This window comes from Ureibacillus thermosphaericus (assembly GCF_002370195.2).
GTDB lineage: Bacteria > Bacillota > Bacilli > Bacillales_A > Planococcaceae > Ureibacillus > Ureibacillus thermosphaericus.
The window spans coordinates 2,190,283-2,214,201 of sequence record NZ_AP018335.1 but is presented as its reverse complement, the minus strand read 5'-3'; the positions used below and the strand labels follow the sequence as shown (position 1 = coordinate 2,214,201).

The 23,919-nt window shown below is 36.2% G+C and carries 27 protein-coding genes; 1 reads left to right on the top strand and 26 read right to left on the bottom strand.

Annotation, left to right across the window (positions count from 1 at the left end; genetic code table 11):
* The first annotated feature begins 70 nt into the window (after positions 1-70).
* Complete coding sequence (locus UtA1_RS10660; RefSeq protein WP_016837762.1) at positions 71-331, top strand: DUF2627 domain-containing protein; 261 nt, start codon at positions 71-73, stop codon at positions 329-331.
* A gap of 56 nt (positions 332-387) precedes the next feature.
* On the opposite strand, the gene UtA1_RS10655 is transcribed toward UtA1_RS10660, so the two are convergent.
* The 26 genes from UtA1_RS10655 to aroQ all read right to left on the bottom strand — a co-directional run bounded on the left by UtA1_RS10655 (position 388) and on the right by aroQ (position 23,893).
* Entirely contained in the window at positions 388-1,953 is a 1,566-nt protein-coding gene (locus UtA1_RS10655) for a FapA family protein (protein ID WP_096550978.1), read from the bottom strand.
* A 162-nt stretch (positions 1,954-2,115) separates the two neighbouring features.
* Complete coding sequence (gene spo0A / locus UtA1_RS10650; protein ID WP_016837760.1) at positions 2,116-2,907, bottom strand: sporulation transcription factor Spo0A; 792 nt, start codon at positions 2,905-2,907, stop codon at positions 2,116-2,118.
* Between the two features lie 264 nt (positions 2,908-3,171).
* Positions 3,172-4,128, bottom strand: a complete 957-nt coding sequence (locus UtA1_RS10645) for a SpoIVB peptidase S55 domain-containing protein (protein ID WP_096550977.1) — start codon at positions 4,126-4,128, stop codon at positions 3,172-3,174.
* A gap of 145 nt (positions 4,129-4,273) precedes the next feature.
* On the bottom strand, positions 4,274-5,992 hold the full coding sequence (recN, locus tag UtA1_RS10640; protein ID WP_096550976.1) for a DNA repair protein RecN: 1,719 nt from the start codon (positions 5,990-5,992) through the stop codon (positions 4,274-4,276).
* A 15-nt stretch (positions 5,993-6,007) separates the two neighbouring features.
* Entirely contained in the window at positions 6,008-6,457 is a 450-nt protein-coding gene (ahrC, locus tag UtA1_RS10635; protein WP_016837756.1) for a transcriptional regulator AhrC/ArgR, read from the bottom strand.
* Positions 6,458-6,564: 107 nt separating this feature from the next.
* A complete protein-coding gene (locus tag UtA1_RS10630) occupies positions 6,565-7,383 on the bottom strand; it encodes a TlyA family RNA methyltransferase (protein WP_096550975.1) in 819 nt (272 codons plus the stop codon).
* Entirely contained in the window at positions 7,380-9,281 is a 1,902-nt protein-coding gene (dxs, locus tag UtA1_RS10625) for a 1-deoxy-D-xylulose-5-phosphate synthase (protein ID WP_096550974.1), read from the bottom strand. The genes UtA1_RS10630 and dxs overlap by 4 nt, the downstream gene beginning before the upstream one ends.
* 92 nt (positions 9,282-9,373) lie before the next feature.
* The gene (locus tag UtA1_RS10620; RefSeq protein ID WP_016837753.1) at positions 9,374-10,258 is read right to left on the bottom strand and encodes a polyprenyl synthetase family protein; all 885 of its coding nucleotides are present in this window, start codon (positions 10,256-10,258) and stop codon (positions 9,374-9,376) included.
* Positions 10,259-10,262: 4 nt separating this feature from the next.
* Entirely contained in the window at positions 10,263-10,490 is a 228-nt protein-coding gene (locus tag UtA1_RS10615) for an exodeoxyribonuclease VII small subunit (protein ID WP_016837752.1), read from the bottom strand.
* The gene (xseA, locus tag UtA1_RS10610) at positions 10,483-11,838 is read right to left on the bottom strand and encodes an exodeoxyribonuclease VII large subunit (RefSeq protein ID WP_096550973.1); all 1,356 of its coding nucleotides are present in this window, start codon (positions 11,836-11,838) and stop codon (positions 10,483-10,485) included. The genes UtA1_RS10615 and xseA overlap by 8 nt, the downstream gene beginning before the upstream one ends.
* A gap of 107 nt (positions 11,839-11,945) precedes the next feature.
* Positions 11,946-12,833 (bottom strand): bifunctional methylenetetrahydrofolate dehydrogenase/methenyltetrahydrofolate cyclohydrolase FolD, encoded by an 888-nt coding sequence (gene folD / locus UtA1_RS10605; protein WP_408647288.1) that lies wholly within the window; start codon positions 12,831-12,833, stop codon positions 11,946-11,948.
* 23 nt (positions 12,834-12,856) lie between these two features.
* Positions 12,857-13,240, bottom strand: a complete 384-nt coding sequence (gene nusB / locus UtA1_RS10600; protein ID WP_096550972.1) for a transcription antitermination factor NusB — start codon at positions 13,238-13,240, stop codon at positions 12,857-12,859.
* A 204-nt stretch (positions 13,241-13,444) separates the two neighbouring features.
* On the bottom strand, positions 13,445-13,579 hold the full coding sequence (locus tag UtA1_RS10595; RefSeq protein ID WP_096550971.1) for a YfhE family protein: 135 nt from the start codon (positions 13,577-13,579) through the stop codon (positions 13,445-13,447).
* A gap of 71 nt (positions 13,580-13,650) precedes the next feature.
* Complete coding sequence (gene glpK / locus UtA1_RS10590) at positions 13,651-15,141, bottom strand: glycerol kinase GlpK (RefSeq protein WP_096552494.1); 1,491 nt, start codon at positions 15,139-15,141, stop codon at positions 13,651-13,653.
* A 174-nt stretch (positions 15,142-15,315) separates the two neighbouring features.
* Entirely contained in the window at positions 15,316-15,729 is a 414-nt protein-coding gene (locus UtA1_RS10585; RefSeq protein ID WP_096550970.1) for an Asp23/Gls24 family envelope stress response protein, read from the bottom strand.
* 124 nt (positions 15,730-15,853) lie between these two features.
* Complete coding sequence (locus UtA1_RS10580) at positions 15,854-16,840, bottom strand: LLM class flavin-dependent oxidoreductase (RefSeq protein ID WP_096550969.1); 987 nt, start codon at positions 16,838-16,840, stop codon at positions 15,854-15,856.
* A gap of 125 nt (positions 16,841-16,965) precedes the next feature.
* Positions 16,966-18,342, bottom strand: coding sequence for an acetyl-CoA carboxylase biotin carboxylase subunit (gene accC, locus UtA1_RS10575; RefSeq protein ID WP_096550968.1), 1,377 nt, complete (start codon positions 18,340-18,342; stop codon positions 16,966-16,968).
* A 12-nt stretch (positions 18,343-18,354) separates the two neighbouring features.
* Entirely contained in the window at positions 18,355-18,873 is a 519-nt protein-coding gene (gene accB, locus UtA1_RS10570; RefSeq protein WP_096550967.1) for an acetyl-CoA carboxylase biotin carboxyl carrier protein, read from the bottom strand.
* A gap of 177 nt (positions 18,874-19,050) precedes the next feature.
* The gene (locus UtA1_RS10565) at positions 19,051-19,590 is read right to left on the bottom strand and encodes a SpoIIIAH-like family protein (protein WP_096550966.1); all 540 of its coding nucleotides are present in this window, start codon (positions 19,588-19,590) and stop codon (positions 19,051-19,053) included.
* Positions 19,587-19,988 carry a hypothetical protein gene (locus UtA1_RS10560; RefSeq protein ID WP_096550965.1) on the bottom strand — a complete coding sequence of 134 codons (402 nt, stop codon included), beginning with the start codon at positions 19,986-19,988 and terminating at the stop codon, positions 19,587-19,589. The genes UtA1_RS10565 and UtA1_RS10560 overlap by 4 nt, the downstream gene beginning before the upstream one ends.
* A gap of 204 nt (positions 19,989-20,192) precedes the next feature.
* Positions 20,193-21,104, bottom strand: coding sequence for a stage III sporulation protein AE (locus UtA1_RS10555; protein ID WP_096550964.1), 912 nt, complete (start codon positions 21,102-21,104; stop codon positions 20,193-20,195).
* A 12-nt stretch (positions 21,105-21,116) separates the two neighbouring features.
* Positions 21,117-21,494 (bottom strand): hypothetical protein, encoded by a 378-nt coding sequence (locus UtA1_RS10550; RefSeq protein ID WP_096550963.1) that lies wholly within the window; start codon positions 21,492-21,494, stop codon positions 21,117-21,119.
* A gap of 3 nt (positions 21,495-21,497) precedes the next feature.
* Positions 21,498-21,701 (bottom strand): hypothetical protein, encoded by a 204-nt coding sequence (locus UtA1_RS10545; RefSeq protein ID WP_016837737.1) that lies wholly within the window; start codon positions 21,699-21,701, stop codon positions 21,498-21,500.
* Between the two features lie 110 nt (positions 21,702-21,811).
* Positions 21,812-22,372 (bottom strand): elongation factor P, encoded by a 561-nt coding sequence (gene efp / locus UtA1_RS10540; protein ID WP_096550962.1) that lies wholly within the window; start codon positions 22,370-22,372, stop codon positions 21,812-21,814.
* A gap of 16 nt (positions 22,373-22,388) precedes the next feature.
* Entirely contained in the window at positions 22,389-23,450 is a 1,062-nt protein-coding gene (locus UtA1_RS10535; RefSeq protein ID WP_096550961.1) for a M24 family metallopeptidase, read from the bottom strand.
* Positions 23,451-23,464: 14 nt separating this feature from the next.
* Positions 23,465-23,893, bottom strand: coding sequence for a type II 3-dehydroquinate dehydratase (gene aroQ / locus UtA1_RS10530; protein WP_096550960.1), 429 nt, complete (start codon positions 23,891-23,893; stop codon positions 23,465-23,467).
* Positions 23,894-23,919: the final 26 nt, after the last annotated feature.

Here is a 23,919-nt window from a genome sequence, read left to right as displayed (position 1 = left end):
ATTTTTTGTCGAAACTTGACACTATTTCTTGGCGATGTAAAATTGAATTAATTGCGAAGGAGGTTATTTCATGGCCCGATTAATTGCCTTTATCATTTTATTGATTCCCGCATTAATTGCTGGTGCAGGTATCAAGTTTATGCGCGATACTCTATACGGCATATTAAATTCCCCTTTTCCTTGGTTATGGTTCCAATTTCTTATAGGTCTTATCTTTAGCATCATCGGAATTGGATTTTTTGCGGGCTATTTATTGCATCGAGATCGAAAAAGGGGAAGAGTGGCTCCAAGGTTTCAAAAAAAGGATGAAACAAAAGAAATTAAACAATAGATTATTATATAAATAAAGCGTTCAATGAGAGACAAGTCCCTCCACTGAACGCTTTTTTATATATTTAATTCGCCAAATTCCAGTAAAAATTTCCCTTTTGTTGTCTTCGTTATTAAGGACGATTGTTTCCCTATTTGGATATAAGTACCAGGATACGCTTCTTTTTTAACAATGATTTCCTCTTTGCCGATGGATTTTATCGCTGCAATCATCTCTTGAATTTCATTGTCCAATTCAATTACTTGCTGCTTCTTATCTTCCAATACTTCTTTCATTTCTTTATAAACCTTCGCTTGAGCAGGTGTTAGCCGATTTTTTAATGCTGCTAGTTTCTCTATCTTTTCAGATAATTTCTCCATTTCTTCTTGTGTCGACTTTAATAATGCTGCTTTTTCTTGAATAATCTTGTAACCTTCTTGCCGATTCACTGATTGGATAATTAATTCCGTCCGCCTTTCCATCCGGTTACCCGATATAGCGGTCACAATAGTGTTTCTCGCAATTGCCTTGCCACCAATAATTTTTCCTTTCCGCTCATCCACTAAAATCGAATCAGCTTGCAATGAGGAGTTTAAAGAATAAAACCCGATGACAATATTTTTTTTCGCATATAAATTTGCTTCATTGACATGTTTTACGTAAATGTTGCCACCAGCTTTTACAGTTGTTTGACCTAATCCAAATATACCACCTTTTATGTAAATATCTCCTTCTCTAGATTGGATTAATTTCGCACCTGTAACACCTTCTGTACCCTCAATGGAAATATCACCCGTTGCAATGACACTAAAACCTTTTTGAACAGTTCCACTAATGCTAATTGAACCATCAAATTCAAGATTTCCTGTCTCTAACCCAACATCTCCATCGATTGGCAAATGATTATTAATCATTAATAATCCTTGTCTTTCCTCTACAACGCCTTTATTTAATGCCCGAATGACAATTTTTCCATCCTCTTCTACTTCATATGCAGATTTACGATCATACTTTAATGGTATATCTTTACCTGGAGGAGCTGGAATTTCTTCTCCGTAAACATTTTTTCCATTTATACCAGGTTGGGCGGGGATTTTCTCTCCTAACCAGTCATTTTCATTGATTTCAAATATAAAATTCATATCAAAATAATCAGCTTTTCCATCTTCCCTTATGACAGGTTTTCTCTCCGGAATCTTTATGTATGTAACCTGTGCATCTTCCCCTTTAATTGGTTCCGTTCCTTCAGCAATTACAATTGGTTTCCCGATCGTAATCGATTCTAGATTAAGCTCTTTTATTCCATGGACAATCTGTCTTTGAGTCAATATGTCATTTAGTTCTTTTTGAAATTGACTTGGATTTTCCAAAATGGTTGATTCATAAACAATAAGATGGGCTGTCATCTTATCTTTTGATACTTCAATTTCCATCGGAGGCAACCAGTAACCGATTTCGACAGGATTCGACACTTCTTCTTGTAGAGATTTTTTTAAATTCGAAAAATTTGACAGTTTCATTCGAGTAAGAGAGCCTAATATTTCATCGAATTGTTTAATTGGAAAACCCTTTTTATAGTTTTGAATATAAACTTTACCATTTTCTTCGATTAACTCAAAATAATCATTGGAAAATATACGCACATATGCTCACCTCTTGTACTATAATATAATTTTTTTATTTAAAGTGTAATACCTTTTATAAAATTAATACGATAAAGTAATAAAAAGTCACCTCAATAAAGAGGTGACAATTGGACGGAAAAGCTATTGTTAATAATAATATGACAATGACAGAAAATACGATTATGAAGCCACTAGTTCAATACGAATTTTATCAGCAATCATGGCAATAAACTCGCTGTTTGTAGGTTTTGATTTTAAATGATGGACTGTATATCCAAACATTTGAGAGATGGATTCATAATTTCCACGGTTCCATGCAACTTCAATGGCATGACGGATTGCTCTTTCAACACGAGAAGGAGTTGTACCAAATTTCTTTGCAATTTCCGGATATAAAATTTTTGTAACAGAACCTAACAATTCAATATCGTGATATACCATTTGAATAGCTTCTCGTAAATATGCATAGCCTTTGATATGCGCAGGTACGCCAATTTCCTTAATAATTGATGTAATCGTAGTATCCAATTGTCTCTGATTCACTTTTCCATTTGGTTCAGGCTGTAACACACTTTGTCTCTTGACAGTTTCACGCTTTTGGCCTGCGCAATGCAAAATTTTCTGAACGAGCTGATCAAACTCAAAAGGTTTTAACATAAAATAGGAAGCCCCGTATGTAACAGCCTGTTTCATTACATCTTCTTGTCCAAAAGCCGTCAACATAATGACTTGAGTATCGCGAAAACGATCATTTTTATACATTTCTTGAAGAACGCCTAAACCATCTAAATGGGGCATAATAATGTCCAACAACAAAATGTCTGGGTTATATTCTTCTAACATATTGAGACACAATTTACCGTTTGAAGCAGTTGCAACTATTTCAATGTCTGGATGATTTTCAAAGTATTGTTCCATTGTTCTTACTAAATCTCGGTTATCATCGGCAATTGCAACTCTAATTTTCGTCATGTAAAATCCCCCTTATAGCCTTCTCCCTAATATTGCATTTTTAATACTTATATGTCATAGTTTCCGTTTACTTGACACTATTCTTTTCGACATTTTATCGAAAAAACCTTTATCGAATTTAAAAATGAGAAGGTAGTCGTAATTTTTATGTATATTGTGACAGAAATCACCATTTATTTCTAATTGCATTTTTTCGTCATACAATGTTTTTAATTCGATTATCAAAAAAAGACTATACCAAAATGTTGGCATAGTCTTTTCGGCTTAATTTGGCTTCTTTTTTAACATCTCTGATAAGGTTATGGCTGCACCTCGAGCTGGTTGTTCGACAAACATATGTGTTACTGCACCAACAAATTTACCATCTTGCAAAATGGGACTTCCGCTCATCCCTTGTAATATGCCACCTGTTTTGGATAAAAGATTTTGATCGGTTATTTCAAATTGTAAAAAATTATCTTCTATCTTCACAATTTCAATTGTAAAGGATTCAACTTTTGACCCTTCAATAGCTGTAAGAAGTTCTGCTTTTCCTAATTGAATTTCATCATCATGCATAATCTCAATAGGCTTACGCATTATTTCTTTTACATCTAATTCCCAATTACCAAAAATACCATATATATCATTGGATGAAATATTTCCTAAACGTATATCGTCATGATTAATGACAGAAATTTTATAACCAGGATTTCCAGGGCTCGATTTTTTTATTTGCTCAATAGACGCTAAAAAAATAGAACCATCTGTAAATTCAGGTGGTTTATTTAATACACCGTCGATGATTTGATGACCTAATGCACCGTATTCTTTCGATTCAGGATCAATAAAGGTTAATGTACCGATGCCATCCGTTTCATCTTTTAGAAAGGGAAGTATATTATTTGCTTGATCGTTCGTTAGCGTAATGGTTCTTGTATGATTGGTCGATTGTTTAATGGTAAGGCTTATTTCCGAATCAGTCATGGATTCCTTCAACATCTCGATGGATTGTATTGGCTTTCCGTTGACTTCTTTTATAATATCACCTTTTTTTAACCATTGTCCATTTGGTAATAATACATCATGAGCTACATATATAAATGGTAATTCTAACTGTATCCCTATCGATTCACCCATCGGAATTAGCTTTTTTGCTTCGGCTGCTGCTGAAGGTGACAAAAGTGCAAGTGCGATGGTGAGCACAAGATAAGTCAACAGATTACACAAATGGCATTTCATAGTCCACCTCCTCAAATTGTTTGTAACATTACTATGTGTAACTGTTCTTTTAATAATGTGAGGTAAATATTTGTCGCTTAGGTACTTTCAAAATTAGTAAAAGTAGATTTTGTAATATAAGGAGTCATCAAATGATGACTCCTCCTTATTGCATCGAGGTAGAACTTTTTAATTGTTCTTTGATTTCATTTTTCTTTATAAGTGCCAATTGCAATAATTCTCGCGCATGTTGCAACGTTAATTCTGTAATTTCAGTTCCACTCATCATGCGACTAATTTCTTCTACCCGTGTATCATTTTCAATTACTTGAACTGTCGTAAAAGTACGGTTTTGTTCAACTTGTTTTGATATTAAGTAATGCTGATCTGCCATTGCTGCAACTTGAGGCAAATGAGAAATGCATAATACTTGTGAATTGAATGAAATATTGGCGATTTTTTCAGCAATTGCCTGTGCAACGCGGCCGCTTACACCTGTATCCACTTCATCAAAAATGATGGATGTAATTTGAGATTTCGATGAAAAAATGGTTTTTAATGCAAGCATTATTCTCGATAATTCTCCACCGGATGCAATTTTTGGCAAAGATTTAGGAGGTTCTCCTACATTGGTGGATATATAGAATGATATATAGTCTTTCCCATTTATGTCGAAATTATTTAAACGCTCAAACTGAACGATAAATTTCGCTTTTTCCATATGTAAATCACGAAGCTCATTCATTATGGCTTCACTCAATATACCTGCACATTTTTTTCGAACTTTCGTTAATTCATCACACAATTGGTCTAATTCAGATTCCATTTTTCTTAAATCTTGTTCTTTTTGTTGAATAGCTTCATCTCGATTTAATAGTGTGTTTAGTTCTTCTTTAATTTTTTCATAATATGTAATAATCTCTTTTACGGTACTTCCATATTTTCGTTTCATCATTTGATATTGTGCAAGCCGTGATTCTATTTCATTTAATCGTTCAGGGTCAAATTCAAGTTCATCAATGATATTTTTGATTTGATATGAAGCATCTTGCAACGCATAGAATGAAGATGATACAGCTTCAAAGGAATCATGAAATTGCTCATCTAATGAAACGATATCTTCCAAAGCGCTCATCGCTTCTCCAATACAATCTAGTCCTTTTAATTCTCCAGAAATTGCATCGTATGCATGAATGGCTCGTTCATAAATCTTATGAAAATTTTGCAATCGTTTCCGTTCTTCAAGTAAAGCCTCTTCTTCTTTTTCTGATAATTTTGCATCTTCTAGCTCTTGAATTTGGAATTGATACAAATCAATACGTTGAGCTGTCTGTTGTTCATCGATATTGATGGCATCGACTTCTTTTTTTAATAGACGATATTCATGATAGAGGCGATGATATTTGTCTTTGATTGGCTGGATTTGTTTTTCCGCAAATTGATCAAGTAAATCGATATGGCACTTCTCATCCATTAATTCTTGGCTTTCATGTTGTCCATGAATATCCACTAACGTGGAGCCGATATCACGTAAAATTGATAATGTAACAAGTTTTCCATTAACTCGACATACGCTTTTTCCGTTTTCATTAATATCTCTCCGTAATATAATGGTACCTTCTTCATGGTCTATACCGGCATCAGATAATTTTTCAAAAACAGGATGATTGTCGGAAACAAAAAACAAACCCGTTAATTCCGCTTTTTTTGCACCGTGTCGCACAAATTCTTGACTTGCTCGTCCACCAGCTAACAAATGAACAGCATCGATAATGATGGACTTTCCGGCTCCTGTTTCACCTGTTAGAACGGTTAATCCATCATTAAAGTAAACGGTTAATTCGTCGATAATGGCGAAATTACGTATATTCAGCTCTTTCAACAAACTGACCACCTCAAATTATATTAAATCTAAAATGCGTTGTTGTATGATTTCCCTCTGTCCTTCATCCCGTACGATGATGAGAATCGTATCATCACCGGATAATGTACCTAATACTTCCGGCCATTCTAGATGGTCAATCAAAACCGCAACAGCATTTCCGTTTCCTGGAAGTGTTTTCAACATTAAAAAGTGAGCAACGCCATCAATGCTGACGAAAGAATCGGTTAAAGCCCTTTGCAATTTTTGCAATGGATTAAACCGTTGATCTGCCGGTAAACTGTATTTGTATCGTCCATCAGGAAGTGGTACTTTCACTAAATGTAATTCCTTAATATCTCTTGAAACCGTTGCTTGTGTAACATTAAAACCTGCTTCTTTTAAAGCAGAAACTAGTTCATCTTGCGTTTCAATTTCATTGTTAGCAATAATTTCACGAATTTTCATATGCCTTTGACCTTTACTCATAAATAGCACCTCTTAATGTATATAAATGTATATTTATACTATCATTATAAGTTCTTATTCAGCAAGTAAAAATAGGGAATGACGATTGCCATTCCCTAGCATACAACTTAATTTAATTCTTGGTGAGCTAAGTCAACAACTTTTTGGAAATCAGTGAATGCCGAAACATGTTGTCCTTCTGATGGTTTTTGTAGATGGAATAAAAATTCAATATTCCCTTCCCCTCCCGTAATTGGAGAGTAGGTAGCATTTTTTACTACAAAACCAACATCTGTCGCCATTTTTGCAGTGTTTTCCAACACTTCTAAATGTGTTTTAGGATCACGAACAATGCCCTTTTTCCCCACTTTTTCTTTACCAGCTTCAAATTGTGGTTTGACAAGTGCCACTACATCACCGTTCGGAAGTAAAATGTTGTGCAAAACTGGTAAAATAAGCGATAAGGAAATAAAGGAAACATCAATCGTCGCAAAATCTGGTAATCCCTTTGTAAAATCTTCCGGCTTTGAATAGCGAAAATTTGTTTTTTCCATTACCGTGACACGTTCATCTGTTCTTAATTTCCAAGCTAATTGGTTGGATCCTACATCTAAGGCATAACAATGTTTAGCACCGTTCTGAAGAGCACAATCAGTAAATCCCCCAGTAGATGAACCAATATCTAGCATTAATTTTCCTTCCACGGACAAATCGAATTCTTGTAATGCTTTTTCTAATTTTAAACCGCCTCGACTAACGTATTTTAATTGTTCACCTTTCACTTCCAACGGCGCATCAATCGAGATTTTTTCTCCCGGCTTATCAATTCGCAATTCTTTTGAAAAAACAATGCCCGCCATGATTGCTCGTTTTGCTTTTTCCCGGGTTTCACATAACCCCCTCTGTACGAGAAGAACATCTACCCGTTCTTTCGGAGATTTCGTCATACGGTATTTTTACCTAACGATTTTTTAATTAAGGATTCAATGCGAGCAATTGTTTCTTCTTTTGTAATGTGCAGTTCTTCCAATAATAAATCGACACTGCCATGGTCCACAAAACGATCTGGAATCCCCATTCGTTCTATTTCAACTTGGTTGTATTTATTATCGCTGGCAAACTCTAATATGGCACTGCCAAATCCACCTTTTAATACGCCTTCTTCAATCGTTAATATCGGCATATTTTTCCCCATGATGTCATGAAGCATGTTGTCATCAAGTGGTTTGATAAATCGAGCATTCACTACTTTTACATGTATATTACGACTAGCTAACTCATCTGCAGCTTCTAAAGCCATCGAAATAGTCGTACCGAATGTTAAAATGGCTGCATCTTGACCTTCTCTCAGCACTTCCCAAGAACCAATTGGAATCGTTTTTAGCTCCTCATCAAGAGGAACGCCTACCCCATTGCCGCGGGGATAACGGAGAGCGATTGGTCCTTCATTATATTCAATAGCAGTTTTGACCATATGTTGCCCTTCGTTTTCATCTTTCGGCATCATGATTACGATATTTGGGATATGGCGTAAAAAGGCAATATCAAAAACACCTTGATGGGTATCGCCATCTGCACCGACAAGTCCCGCACGATCAATGCCAATGAAAACATTTAAATTTTGGCGAGCGATATCATGCAGTACTTGATCATATGCTCGCTGTAAAAATGTCGAGTAAATTGCTAAAAATGGCTTCATATTTTGTGTCGCTAATCCCGCAGCCATTGTCGTTGCATGCTGTTCTGCAATTCCAACATCGAAGAATCGATCTGGAAAATCTTTTTGAATACCTTCCATTTTCGAACCTACTGGCATTGCAGGTGTGATCGCTACAATACGTTTATCTTCTTTCATTAATTTTCGAACGGTTTCCGAAACTAAACTAGACCAAGAAGGGCCTTTCGCATTATTTTTGACGAAGGCTCCTGTTTCAATTTTATAAGGTCCTGTACCGTGCCAAGTACCAATTTTATCTTCCTCAGCCGGCTTATATCCTTTTCCTTTTTTTGTCACTACATGAACAAGAACTGGTCGATCTTCTACTTTTTTCGCATATTCTAACGTTTTTTCTAAAGCATCGAAATCATGGCCGTCAATCGGACCTAAATATTTAAAGCCCATTTCCTCAAAAAACACTCCGGAAACAACAAGATACTTTAAACTATCCTTCACACGATCAGCCGCATGAGCAAGTTTTCCACCAAAAACAGGCACTCGCTTCATCAAAGATTCTAATTCTTCTTTCGCCTTAGAATATTCCTTAGCAGTTCTTAATCGGCCTAAAATATTGTGCAATGCACCGACATTTGGCGCGATGGACATTTCGTTGTCATTTAAAATGACAATCATTCTTCTTCGATCGTGCCCAATATGATTCAATGCTTCTAGTGCCATTCCACCAGTTAAAGCCCCATCGCCAATAATCGGAACAATATAATTGTTTTCCTTCTTTATATCTCTCGCAATGGCCATTCCCATTGCTGCTGATAATGAAGTTGAACTGTGGCCCGTTTCCCATTCATCGTGCTTGCTTTCTGCTCGTTTTGGAAAACCACTTAACCCTTTATATTGACGTAATGTGTTAAATTCTCTTGCTCGTCCTGTCAAGATTTTGTGTACGTATGCTTGGTGACCTACATCCCATAGAAACTTGTCAAAAGGGCTATTAAAGGCTCTATGCAATGCAATAGTTAATTCAACTACCCCTAAATTTGGTCCGATATGTCCACCTGTAATTGAGCATTTTTCTATTAGAAAATCTCGAATGTCTTGAGCAAGTTCCTCTAATTGTTGCTTATTTAACTTTTTTAAAAAGGATGGACCAGTAATTGTCGTTAAATCCATCTCTCACACACCTTTTCATCAGTTTATTCACATCGAAGTTTTAACCATTATATCAAGCTAATATCAATGGCAAAAGCGATTTATTTTATCTATTAATTATTTCTGGATATGATATAGTTCGCAAATTCTCTTAATAATGTCGTGTCTTCCGATAAATTATCCAACGCGTTCAGAGCGTATTGATAATGTTCATTTAATTTTTGTTTTGCACCATCCAGTGTGAGTAGTGCAGGATAAGTACTTTTATTGCTCTCTTCGTCCTTTCCAGCTGTCTTTCCTAACTGTTCTGATGTGCCTTCCACATCTAAAATATCATCTTGTATTTGAAATGCGAGGCCAATATGTCGTGCATATTCTATTAACGCTTTTCGAGCTTCCATTGTTGCATCGGATAATACTGCACCCGCTTCAATGCTAAAACGAAGAATTGCTCCTGTCTTATTTAAATGGACTTGTTCCAGTTCCGATAAATTCAATTGACGGTTTTCACCATCTAAATCTAGAACTTGTCCCCCAACCATGCCTTCCGCACCGCTAGCAACACTTAATAAGTTGATTAATTCAACCTTTTTATCAGCAGAAATATTTTCCATTCGCGCTAAAACACCAAAAGCCAATGTATTTAAAGCATCTCCGGCAAGGGTAGCCATCGCCTCTCCGAATACAACATGATTCGTCGGTTTACCGCGTCTTAAATCATCGTTATCCATACTAGGTAGATCATCATGGATGAGGGAATATGTATGAATCATTTCAACCGCAGCACCAACAGTATAAACTTCTTTTTGTTTATAGTTAAACATTTCGGAAACGGCAACGACAAACAATGGACGAATTCTTTTTCCTCCTGCCCTTAACGAGTATAACATAGATTCTTTTAATGTATGCGGTGCAACTAATCGTTCCACTTGGTATTCAAGTTCACGGTTAATATAGTCAAGATGTTCATTTATAAATAGCTTTAAACGATTATTCATTGTATTATTCCTCTCCATTTGTTGGTTCGAAAGGCTTCTTCTCGCCATTTTCATTGACAATTGAAATCAATTGTTCTTCAGCATTTCTTAGCTTTTCGTGGCAGTATTTTGACAACTCCATACCCTTTTTATATAAGTCAATGGCTTCTTCTAGTGGAACATCTCCCTGTTCTAATTTACGAACAATCTCCTCTAATTCCGTCATTGCATCGGCAAATGTTTGTTTAGTCATCTTTTTCACCAACTTTTTCTTGAATTTCTATTACCTTTGCATGCACGATTCCATCCTGAAGATGGATCGAAAGGTCATCTTGTTTTTCTAATTGAGAGATCGATTTAACGACCTTTTCATCTTTATATGTAACGCTAAATCCTCTTTCCATAATTGTCAAAGGATTTAATGCTTGAAGGGTGCGAATCGTGTAATGGAAATTCTCTTTTTTTCGATTTAACGCTTGAAAAGCAGTTCTTGTCAACAAGTACGAAATTTGTTCTAATTGTTTCTTATAATAGACAATTGCATTTTGTGGTGAATGAATTTTTAACGTACCATCGAGTTGAGATAATTCATTTTTCTTTTTCATCAGGAACATTTGACTGGCTCGTTGTAAATTTATATCCGCTTGAATCAATCTTTCTGTAAAAGGCCGATACAACCGTTCAGGTTGAGATAAAGGATACGATTGTTGCAATTTATTAAGACGATTTCTTTCATAAATCAACTTGCTTCTTACGATTTGATGCATTTGGGATTGAAAAGCTAATATTCGTTGATATAGTTCCTGAATGTTCGGTACAGCAAGCTCTGCAGCGGCAGTCGGTGTTGGTGCACGGAGATCTGCAACGAAATCTGCAATCGTCGTATCTGTTTCATGACCCACTGCACTAATAATTGGTATACGACTCTCAAAAATCGCTCTTGCAACAATTTCCTCGTTAAAGGCCCATAAATCTTCAATGGATCCTCCCCCTCGACCTACAATCAGTACGTCAGCAAATCCTTGTTCATTCGCCAATTGAATATTTTTCGCTATAGATTGTGCTGCACCATTTCCTTGGACAAGGGTAGGATAAATGATAATTTCTGCAAGTGGATATCTTCTATTAATGGTTGTGCAAATATCGCGAATTGCTGCACCTGTTGTTGCTGTACATACACCGATTACTTTTGGAAATTTTGGAATTGGTTGTTTAAAGTTTGGATTAAATAATCCTTCTTTATGTAATTTTTCTTTTAATTGATTAAAAGCGATAAAAAGACTTCCGATACCATCCGGTTCCATCGATAGTACATATAATTGATATGAACCTTGAGCTTCGTAAACATTAACATCTCCACGTATAAAAACTTGCATGCCATCTTCAGGTTTGAATTTTAATTGGCTTGCATGTGTCCGGAACATCAGTGCATTAATTCGAGCGGCATCATCTTTTAAAGTGAAGTAAATATGCCCAGATGTATGTATTTTTACGTTGGATAGTTCACCTTTCACATAAACGTCTCGTAAGTGTGGATCCGCATCAAATTTTCTTTTAATATATCTCGTTAAAGCTTTCACTGTTAAATAAGAAGATGGCATCGTGTAACTCCCCTTTTGCAAGCCTGTTATAGTACAAAAATTGCAACCATTAGAAAAGCTGTTTTCCTAGAAAAACAGCTTTCTCTTTCATTGTACAATTTTTATCGTTATTTGTCGCCTAATGTTTTTTCTGCCGATTTAACTGTATTATACAGCAACATCGTAATCGTCATTGGCCCCACTCCACCTGGTACAGGGGTAATATATGAAGAGATTGGTTCCACTTCTTCATAGTTTACATCACCAACTAACTTGTTGTTTTCAACTCGGTTGATACCTACGTCTATAACGACAGCACCTTCTTTAACATGTTCACGCGTAATGAAATTCGGTCGGCCTACAGCGGCAATTAAAATATCCGCTTGCTTCGTAATAGAAGGTAAGTCTTTCGTTTTTGAATGGGTATATGTAACTGTTGCATCGTTTTGCAGTAACAGTTGGCCCATTGGTTTACCAACGATATGGCTGCGACCCACTACAACTGCATGTTTTCCTGCGATTTCGATGCCAGAGTACTCTAATAATTTCATAACGCCAAATGGAGTACATGGTAAGAATGTATCTTGCCCCAACATCATTTTACCAACGCTAACTGGTGAAAAACCATCGACATCTTTATCTGGTGAAATTGCGGCGATCACCTTATCTTCATTAATGTGTTTTGGCAATGGCAATTGTACTAAAATACCATGAATCTCTTTTCGTTCATTTAACGTGTGAATTTGCTCTAATAATTCTTCTTCATTTGTATTTTCTGGTAATTTAATCACTTCTGAATAAATGCCAATCGCTTCACATGAACGATGCTTATTTCGTACATACGTTTGAGATGCTGGATCTTCACCTACTAAAATAACAGCTAAACCTGGTGTTACTCCCTTTTCCTTTAATTCTTTCACTCTTTCTGCAATTGACTCGCGGATTTGTTGCCCTATTGCTTTTCCATCAATAATTTGAGCCACGATTCTTCCTCCCAGTAGTTTCTCTAATTTCATGGAACTTTTAAAAATGAATGTTCTTACTGTTCAACAAACTTAGAAAGTACTCCATTGACAAATTTGCTAGATTTGTCATCTCCAAAAGTTTTTGCTAATTCGATTGCTTCATCCAACACGACTGCTGAAGGTGTCTCATCCATATAAAGTAATTCATATAAGGCTAATCGCAAAATAGTTCGTTCTATTTTAGGCAAACGATATAACGACCAATTCTCCAATTTTTCTTCAAGTTGACGATCAATTTCTTGTAGTTTTTCAGTTACACCATATACTAACGTTTTAAAAAAAGGATTCATTTCATTGTCTTCTATTATATGACTAATTGCCTCTTCTAGCGTTAAATCGGTATTTTCTAACTGAAATAAAACTTGTAACGCTTTTTCACGAATCTCGTGCCGTTTCATAATTTAACTCCTTCATTTCTAACATTCGTACCTATTATAACTATTGTTTGCAAAAAATACATTAGCAAATCACAATTTGATAAAAATACAACAATTTCTATTATAACATTACTTTTTCAAGTTAAAGAAATAAAAAATTTTTATGGCGTACATGAAATGTAAAAAGCTCCATCAGCAATTCGACTAATGGAGCTTTAAAATTCTTTACATATTCATTTTGTTGTTGATGTTTTTTTCTGTTTCTTTTGCCTGCTTAAAATCTTTCTTGTAATGAACTTCTTGCGTTTTTGTTAATTTATTGTTTTTCTCAGATAATTTTTCGTGGATTGGCTTTTTCATTTTCTCTCTCCTTTCTCACTTATACTTCGTTAGTTTGAACGTTTGGAGGAGAGAAATTCTATTACCAATTTTTATTTGAAATATCTTGCCGCATTGACAGCTTTTTTCCACCCTTGATACAGTTTCTCCCTTTTTTCGGAACTCATATTTGGTTCAAATCTTCTCTCAAGATTCCAATATTGTGCAATCTCATCTTGATTTTTCCAAAAACCAACTGCCATTCCAGCAAGATAAGCAGCACCCAGCGCCGTTGTTTCATTCACAGAAGGACGCTCAACCTGCACATTTAATAAATCGGATTGAAACTGCATCAATAAATTGTTTTTCACAACGCCCCCATCTACCCGTAAAGACTTTAATGGAATTTCTGAATCCGATTCCATCGCACTGCACACGTCTTTCGTTTGATAGGCTAATGATTCCAAGGTTGCTCGAATGAAATGCTCCTTCGTCGTTCCTCGCGTTAAACCGAATATAGCGCCTCTTACATCGCTATCCCAATATGGTGTTCCAAGCCCAACAAAAGCAGGTACTACGTAAACCCCTTCTGTTGAATCAACTCTTTCTGCATAACGTTCGCTTTCACTGGAATGTTGAAACATGCGAAGTCCATCCCTTAACCACTGGATGGCAGAACCAGCTACAAAAATGCTACCTTCTAATGCATATTCCACTCTTCCATCGATTCCCCAAGCGATTGTTGTAAGTAGTCCATGTTTTGATTGTACAGCTTTTTCACCGGTATTCATCAACATAAAGCAGCCGGTACCGTATGTATTTTTCACCATACCTGGAGTGAAACATGCTTGACCGAATAAAGCTGCTTGTTGGTCACCAGCTATGCCACTAATCGGTACCTCAACTCCAAAAAAGTTCTTTTTTGAAACATATCCATAAACTTCTGAAGATGGACGAACTTTCGGCAGCATTGTACAAGGCACGTTTAATATTTCGAGCAACTCTTCATCCCATTTTAAATCGTAAATGTTATACATTAAAGTTCTAGAAGCATTGGAATAATCCGTCACATGTACAGATCCTTCTGTTAATTTCCAGATAATCCACGTATCAATTGTCCCGAACAGTAAGTCTCCTTTTTCAGCTTTTTCTCTTGTCCCTTCCACATGATCTAAAATCCATTTTACTTTCGTTCCTGAAAAGTAAGGGTCAATTAATAATCCTGTTTTATTTCGAAATAATTCGTTATAGCCTTTTTCATTCAACTCGTCGCAAATTTCTGCAGTTTGTCTTGATTGCCATACAATGGCATTATAGACCGGATTCCCGCTGTTTTTATCCCAAACAACCGTCGTTTCCCGTTGATTTGTAATGCCAATTGACGCAATTTGCTCTGGTTGTATATTTTTTTCAGATAAAACTGACGCAATTACCGATAAAACCGAACTCCATATTTCATTCGCATCGTGTTCGACCCAGCCTGGTTTAGGAAAATATTGATTGAATTCTTTTTGAGCAATATGAACAACTTCTCCATGTTTATTGAACAAAATTGCTCGTGTACTAGTCGTTCCTTGATCTAGAGATAAAATATATTGTTCCACATCCTTCACTCCTTCCACATTCCACCCATTGAATAATTTATTCTTGATGGATAGTAAAACTCCTTTGATTTCCATGAATTTCGATAACACATTTCAGAAAAATTGTTAAATAAAAAACATCAAAGGACAACTTTGATAGTCATCCATTTGATGTTAATAAATGCTTATATAATTCTAAAGGGAAATCTCCTCTTCGGCATTCGTTTCAAATTGAATTGCGGTAATGTGAACATTTACTTCGCTCGTCTCAATGGATGTCATGTTATAAATGGCTTGGCGAATGGCTGTTTGAATGTCTTTAGCTACTTTTGGAATTGAATTTCCGTATTTTATTGAACAATATACGTCAATCAGCATTTCCCCATCTTCGCTGATTGTTGCTTTAACCCCTTTTGAATGTACTTTTTTCCCAAATCGTTCAGCGACTCCAGATGCAAAATTACCGCGAGTAGATGCAACACCTTCTACTTCATTCGTTGCAATCCCCGCAATCACTTCAATGACTTCTGGGGCAACCTCAATTTTCCCAAGTTCTTCTTTGCCGGAAGGAGCAGGTTGTATAAATGCTTTTGCAGACTTTTCAGCCATCTTCTTCATCCTCTCTTTTCTTTCCAAAACTGTTTATCACAGTTCTCAAATTGTACCGATTAATGATTATTATACAAAATTTTCTTCATCCCCTGTACTAAAACAAAGAATTTCACGAAATATTCTAAGCCTGTTCTTTGAAACTTTGTGCAAGCAATTCAAAGGATCTTCTTCTTTTCTCCTGATCGTAAATCGGACCATTTACCATGATTTCATCAACAGCTCTTCTCTGAGCTATAAATTCCATGATTTGTTTATAAACAGTTTCTTTGGATCCCGCAAAAGTATACTTTAATGTGTGTAAAACTTGCTTTTTCTCTTCTTCGTTCCATAATTCATCCATGTTTGTAGGTGCGGGTGTTTTTCCACGCTTTCCTCGAATCATCCCTAAAAATTGCTGGTATAATGAGCTTGCTAAAAATTCTCCTTCGTCATCAGTATCAGCAACAAAAGCATTAATGCTGACCATCGTATAAGGAGCATCTAAAAATTGTGAAGGTCTAAAATTCCGGTGATATGTATCAATTGCATCGTCTAATAGATCCGGAGCAAAGTGACTTGCAAAAGCAAAAGGTAATCCTAAAACGCCTGCGAGTCTTGCGCTATATAAACTGGAGCCTAAAAGCCATATCGGAATATTTAAGCCTTTTCCAGGCACTGCAATAACCGCACGGTGTTCATCATCAAAATAGCTCATCAATTCATCCACTAATTCATCAAATTGATATGCTCCTGCCTCATCTCTTCTTAACGCTCTCGCCGTTAACATATCCGTTCCAGGTGCTCGTCCTAGTCCTAAATCGATTCTTCCCGGAAACATGGACTCTAATGTTCCAAACTGTTCAGCAATGACGAGCGGTGCGTGGTTTGGAAGCATGATTCCTCCTGCCCCTACACGAATTTTATTCGTTGCTCCTGCTAAATAACAAATGAGAACAGCAGTTGCTGAACTTGCAATTCCTTCCATATTATGATGCTCAGCTACCCAATATCGATGATAGCCACATTTTTCTGCAAGTTGAATTAATGCGCGGCTATGAAGAAAAGCATCCGCTGGAGTTTCACCTTCTAATACAGGTGCTAAATCAAGGACTGATAATTTCGGTAACATTATTTCACTCCCTTTCTCGTTAAACTTAGTATAGCGCTTTGTTAAGGAAAAAGCATAAAACACGCTTCTCCGAAAGTGGTTATTAAATAAAAAGAGCCTTCAAATTGAAGGCTCCGTAAGTTCAGTTAGGTTTTCACAGTTTCTATTTTTGTATTTAATACATCATTTTCTTCAAGGAATTTTGTATTGAATTTCCCTGATTTAAACACTTCGTTGTTCATTAAAGCATGGTGGAATGGTATCGTTGTGTGAATACCAGACCCTTCAACAACAAATTCGCTCAATGCACGATTCATACGAGCGATTGCTTCTTCGCGTGTATCCGCATGTACAATTAATTTTGCAACCATTGAATCGTAGTATGGCGGAATTGTGTATCCAGGATATACTGCGGAGTCGATTCGTACTCCAGGACCACCAGGTGTAATATATGTTTCAACTGTACCAGCAGCTGGCATGAAGTTTTTGTATGCATTTTCCGCATTGATGCGGCACTCAATAGCCCAGCCTTTTAATTGAATATCTTCTTGTGTCAATGTTAATTTTTCGCCGGAAGCGATTTTGAGCTGTTGCTGAACTAAATCGACGCCAGTAACCATTTCTGTTACAGGGTGTTCTACTTGAATACGAGTATTCATTTCCATGAAGTAGAACTTGTCCTCATTATAATCATAAATAAATTCGATTGTACCAGCACCTTCATAGCCACAAGCTTTTGCTGCCTTTACAGCAGCTTCCCCCATCTCTGCACGTCTTTCTGGAGATAATGCAGGAGATGGTGCTTCCTCAACTAATTTTTGCATGCGTCGTTGTACTGTACAGTCACGTTCACCAAGATGAATCACATTTCCATATGCATCTGCTAATACTTGGATTTCACAGTGACGGAAGAATTCGATGTATTTTTCTAAATATACACCAGGATTTCCGAATGCTGCTTGAGCTTCTTTTTGAGTAATTTCAATACCTTTTACTAACTCTTCTTCTGTACGAGCAACCCGGATTCCTTTACCACCGCCACCAGCAGTCGCTTTAATAATGACTGGATAGCCAATTTCAGCTGCCCATTTTTTACCTGTTTCAATATCAGGAACAATGCCTGTACCAGGTACTAAAGGTACTCCTGCTTCTTCCATTGTCGCACGGGCAACGTCTTTCATCCCCATGATGCGAATGGATTTGGAAGAAGGACCAATGAATTTAATGCCAGCATTTTCACATGCTTCAGCAAAATCTGCATTTTCTGCTAGGAATCCATAACCTGGATGTATCCCATCGGCACCCGTTTTCTCTGCAACGCTTAATACGGCTGGAAAACTTAAATAGGAATCTTTTGATAGTTTTGGACCGATGCAATATGCTTCGTCAGCAAGTTTTACATGTAAGCTATCACGATCCGCTTCAGAATATACTGCAACCGTTTGAATTCCTAATTCTTTACAAGCACGAATAATACGAACCGCAATTTCTCCGCGGTTAGCAATTAATACTTTTTTTAACATTTTGGTCACCTCTTATTCAGTAGGTTTCACTAGGAATAGTGGTTGACCGAATTCTACTAGCTGTTCATTTTTCACCAGTACTTCAACAATTTCACCTTTAACTTCTGCTTCGATTTCGTTAAATAATTTCATTGCTTCAACGATACATACAATTGTATCAGGTTCCACTTTGTCCCCTACTTTAACGTAAGGAGGTGAATCAGGTGATGGTGCTGCATAGAATGTTCCTACCATCGGTGAAGTGATTTTATGTAATGTAGGATCATCTAAATTTACAGGTTTTGCTTCAGAAGTACTTGCTGCAGGTGCTGCGCTTTCAGCTTGTGGTTTTACTTCTTCTTTTGGTTCTGCTTGTACCTGTGGTTGAGCTTGTTGTACAACAGTTTGTACTTTCGGTGCTACCACTTCTGTTACAACACCTTGATTTTTCTTTAATTTAATTTTTGCACCATCTACTTCATATATGAATTCGTCAAGAGATGATGAATCAACTAGTTTAATAATCTCACGAAGTTCTTGTACTTTAAACAATGTAGACACCCCTTCTTTTTATTCAATACAATAATCATTTTATATCCTTTCAACAGATTTTGAAACAATATTTTTTAATTTTCTATAAAATGAGCAAAAAACAGTGCTTTCGTTACGTAAACGAAGCACTGTTCATCTTCTGTTATACAACATCGTTTCTCCATTCAAAATTATATCTCAATAATAATTGGATTGAACGCTTACTGTCACATCTTGAATATCATTAATTTGTTGACGAACAACATAGATAATTTCACTCGCTTGAGCTTTCGAAATTTCATCGGATAATACTGTCACTTGTACTTTACCATCTTTTACATGTACTAATGCATCAGAATAGCCAAGATTTTCAATTAACATTTCAAGCATAGCCTCAGCAGATTCTCTCTTAATTAACTCATTCATTTGATTATATGCTTCATTTTTTTCCTCTGCAGAATATTCACTGGAAGCAATTTTTTGTTCTAATTGCTCTCTTAATTGGCTACGTTCATTAGCAATTTCCATTCTTAAATCTTCAAATAAATGGCTTTCAGATACTGTAGGCGTTGTTAATTTTTCATCTGCATTTGTTAAAGTTGTTTCTTCAAGGGTATCATCCGTAAAAATTGTCATTAAATCCACATTACGATTTGGTTCAAATACATAATACACTGAAATGACAGCAGCTAAACTCAATAATGTTAATAGCCAAACAGTTCTTCTTTTTACTTTCATTGTTCATCTCCTTTACTTTCCATCGGTACAATCATAATTCTGTGGGTAGGCATTTGCATAACTTTACTGATCGTTTCAAGAAGTTGCCTTTGGACTTTTGGATCCTTCGCACCTTCTGAAACAATGAGCAATCCTGATACAGTAGTGGTATTGTTACTTGAACGAAAATAGTTGCTTAAAGTTCCATCCGTATTTGAAGGATTTTCATCGTAATGAAAATAAACCTTTACTTGTCCAACACCTTCTATTTCACTTAAAGCTTGTTCAAGTCTACCTTCTGCTGAAACAGTATCATATCGCTCAACGGATGCATCACTCGTTGCTGAAATGTACGCAATGAACGCTAGAACTGCAATAGGTATAATTAATAGATTTAACTTTGTCCATTTCTTTTCCACCTCACGTTCTTAGTGCCCCCCTTCTCTCATGTTTCAAAACATTGTATGAATGAAGTACAAGCTCTATGCTTTATAGTTTGAGAATTTCTAATAAAGTTGTAATGACAATTAATAGAGTTGCTAGTTTGACATAGACCATAATTTCTTTTTCCTCAGCCAGTAATAGCAAGCACTTTCCTATTAGTATGATGGCGATTAATTTGATCAAAAGCTTTTTCCCACCCCGAGCTGCAAAATTACCATGAAGATGAGCCAAATGAAAACGAAAGCGATTCCTAATAGCATTGCTGAAGCGCATAAGACGAGTAATGACTTTCCAATATCATCAAGGAGACCGCTAATCGTTCCACCAGAAAAGGGCTCGACGATTGCAGCTAAAATTTTAAAAGTCATTGCATGAATCAACAGCTTTCCAGCCGGATAAAACGCGGCTATCCAAAATGCAGTCATAGCACTAAATCCCGCTAAAGTAGTGGCAGCAGATTGGTACTTTTGGAAGATTGAAAAACCTTCAACGATTAGTGAACCAACAATTGGAATCGTTTGTTCAATTACTTTTTTCACAGGGCTCGCAATCGCTTTATCTACGGTAAAAAAGGCAACTCCTGCAAAAGATAAAAATGCGACCATCAACAATAACGATGCTGTAATTAATGTCATGACGGTTCCTCGTATTAAATCGGAAGCTTTTGAAAAAGACATTTCGCCAATAAATCTTGTACAAAAATCCAGTAGCAGCGCGATGACGATTCCTGGAATAAGCACCTTTTGACATAACAATATTAAAAATTCAAATATCGCGATAACAATAGGACTCCAAGCTATGAAGGAAAATACTGCATTGAGCACAACGATAATGGACATGAGAATCGGTGTGATTGATAAAAAGAATTCGGCAGCGACATTCACAACTTCACCAATTAAACCGAATGACTCCATTACGGTTTGTCCAAGTGTCAACACGAGGACAATAATAAATAATGTATCTCCCCATTTTTTAAATTGCGGTACAAAAGCTTCTAATATCAGAAATAATATGGTGTATGTGACTACGAGTACAATGGATTTACCTGCAATTTTTAATGGATCGATAAAAATGTTCAATAGTTCATCCATTATGAAAGCCCCTTATTGAAGCTTATCTAGAATTGAAGAAAAACTAGAAAGAACTTTGGCAAACTCACCAACCCAATAAGATAGTAATGCGATCCGGACCGAAAACATGACGAATTCTCCCATCGTCTCATGCTCTTGTTCATCAAAAAGCATCTTAAAAAATATACCTAATTGATAAAAAAGAGCAGAATAGACAAGTTGAGGAACATATGGTACTGAATTTACATATGACAGGATTTGTCCAATTAATGGAAGTACAGATTTCGATAATAGAAAATGTAATATTATAAAAAAGAAGATGATGGCAATGAGCGAATGAAGTTTTGGGACCGTTTCTTTAATCAGTATGATAATGAGTAGTAGAATTACGGCATAAATCAAAATCGTCATATGTCAATTCGTTAACCATTGGAAAAATAGCATAATTTCACCGAAAAAAAGCCGTAAAAATCGGATTAGTTCTGCAGCCATGTATAGGTATGCGATAAAGAATATATAGAATGTAAATTCCTTCTTCCCAACTTGGTCAAAGAAAACATGTAACAGTGCAATAATTAGCCCTACTCCTGCCACCCTTAATACATCCTGTAATTCCATTTGACTCCTCCTTGTGAAAGCAATATATGAGCTTGTTCAAATAAATAGACCAAAGAACAATAAAAAAAGCGGACGTGCTTTTGACGTCCACTTAATTTTTATTGAAATTATTAGTTAGCGCGGGAAACATACGATCCATCAGAAGTGTTGATTACTAAAATATCACCTTCATTAACAAAGAATGGTACTTGTACGACAAGACCAGTTTCTAAAGTAGCTGGTTTAGAACCTCCAGAAGCAGTATCACCTTTGATACCTGGTTCAGTTTCAACTACTTTTAATTCCACAGTATTTGGAAGTTCTACCCCAAGCATTTCTCCTTGATATGACATAATGTAAACTTCCATATTTTCTTTTAAGAATTTTAATTCATAATCGATTTGATTTGCATTTAATTCGATTTGTTCATATGATTCTAAATCCATGAAAACATGGGAATCACCTTGTGCATATAAATATTGCATTTTGCGGTTTTCTACCATCGCTTTTTCAACTTTTTCACCTGCGCGGAATGTTTTTTCAGCTACGTTACCATTTCGTAAGTTACGTAATTTGGAACGAACGAACGCTGCTCCCTTACCAGGTTTTACGTGTTGGAAATCAAGTACTCGGTATAATTCTCCATCTACAATAATTGTTAGACCAGTACGAAAATCGTTAACTGAAATCATGAATATTCCTCCATCATTATAGAATAATTAAATCTTTCGTCGAATGAGTCAATCTCTCATTGCCCGTTGCTGTGATAACAATATCGTCTTCTATGCGAACTCCACCGATACCCGGCAAATAGACACCAGGTTCGACTGTCACGACCATATTAGGCTCTAATGTTTGATTATTACGATAGGAAAGAGCTGGACCTTCATGAATTTCTAAACCAATTCCGTGGCCAGTTGAATGTCCAAAAGCCTCTCCATATCCTTTATCTGTTAAGTAATCTCTCGCAATTTTGTCCGCTTCGATACCAGTCATGCCTGGTTTAATTTTTTCTAAAGCTAATAATTGCGCTTCCAACACGACATTATACATTTCTACCAATTTTGTATTAGGATTACCTACCGCAATTGTACGCGTCATGTCGGAAACATACCCATTATAAACGGCACCGAAATCAAGTGTGACAAAGTCTCCTTGCTCTATGATTTTGTTTGTAGCAACACCATGAGGTAAAGCGCTTCTTAGACCACTTGCGACGATGGTATCAAAGGATGAAGACGTTGCACCTTGTTTGCGCATGAAAAATTCGAGCTCATTCGATACTTCTAGCTCTGTAACGCCAGGTTTAATAAAGTTTAAAATGTGCGAAAATGCAGCATCAGCAATTTCACATGCAACCTTTATAATCTTAATCTCTTCATCAGTCTTAATCAAGCGAATTTTTTCAATTAATCCGGATAATGGTACTAGCTCCACATTCAACAGATTTTGAAAAGATTCATATTCTCCATAAGTTACTGTATCTCTTTCAAAACCTAATGTTTTAATTTTACATTCATCAACAAGCTTCTCTACTTCTTTTAGTATGGAACCTTCCTGCTGAATAATGCGAAATTCTTTCACTTGATGATTTGCTTGCTCCGTATAGCGAAAATCAGTAATAAATACCGCATCGTTTTTTGTTACAAGGGCTGCACCGCTCGATCCTGTAAAGCCTGTCATATATCGGCGGTTGTATGGATTTGTAATAAGCAATGCGTCCACATGATGACTTTCCAATTCTTTTCGTAATTTGTCTAGTTTATTCATGGACTTTTCCTTCCTTATTTTTGTAAAAACTTTCGTAATGCCAATTCATATCCAAATGTTCCAAGACCACAAATTTGACCAACACATTCTGCCGCAAGTAGGGATTTATGACGAAATTCCTCCCTTTTATGTATGTTAGAGATATGAACTTCAATAACTGGTACGCTAATACTTGCAATGGCATCTCTAAGTGCGACGCTTGTATGCGTGTAAGCTCCCGGATTAAATACAATCCCGTTAACTCCTGTATCCTCCGCTTCATGTATCCAATCAATTAATTGTCCTTCATGATTGGATTGTTTAAATTCCAGTTCCGCATTAAATTCTTTCACCAAAGCAACGCATCTTTTTTTTACATCTTCCAAAGTTTCTAAACCGTAAATTTCTGGTTCCCTTTTACCCAGTCGATTTAAATTAGGCCCGTTTAACACTAACAACTTCATCGCCGATTCTCCTTTAAAATTAGAGG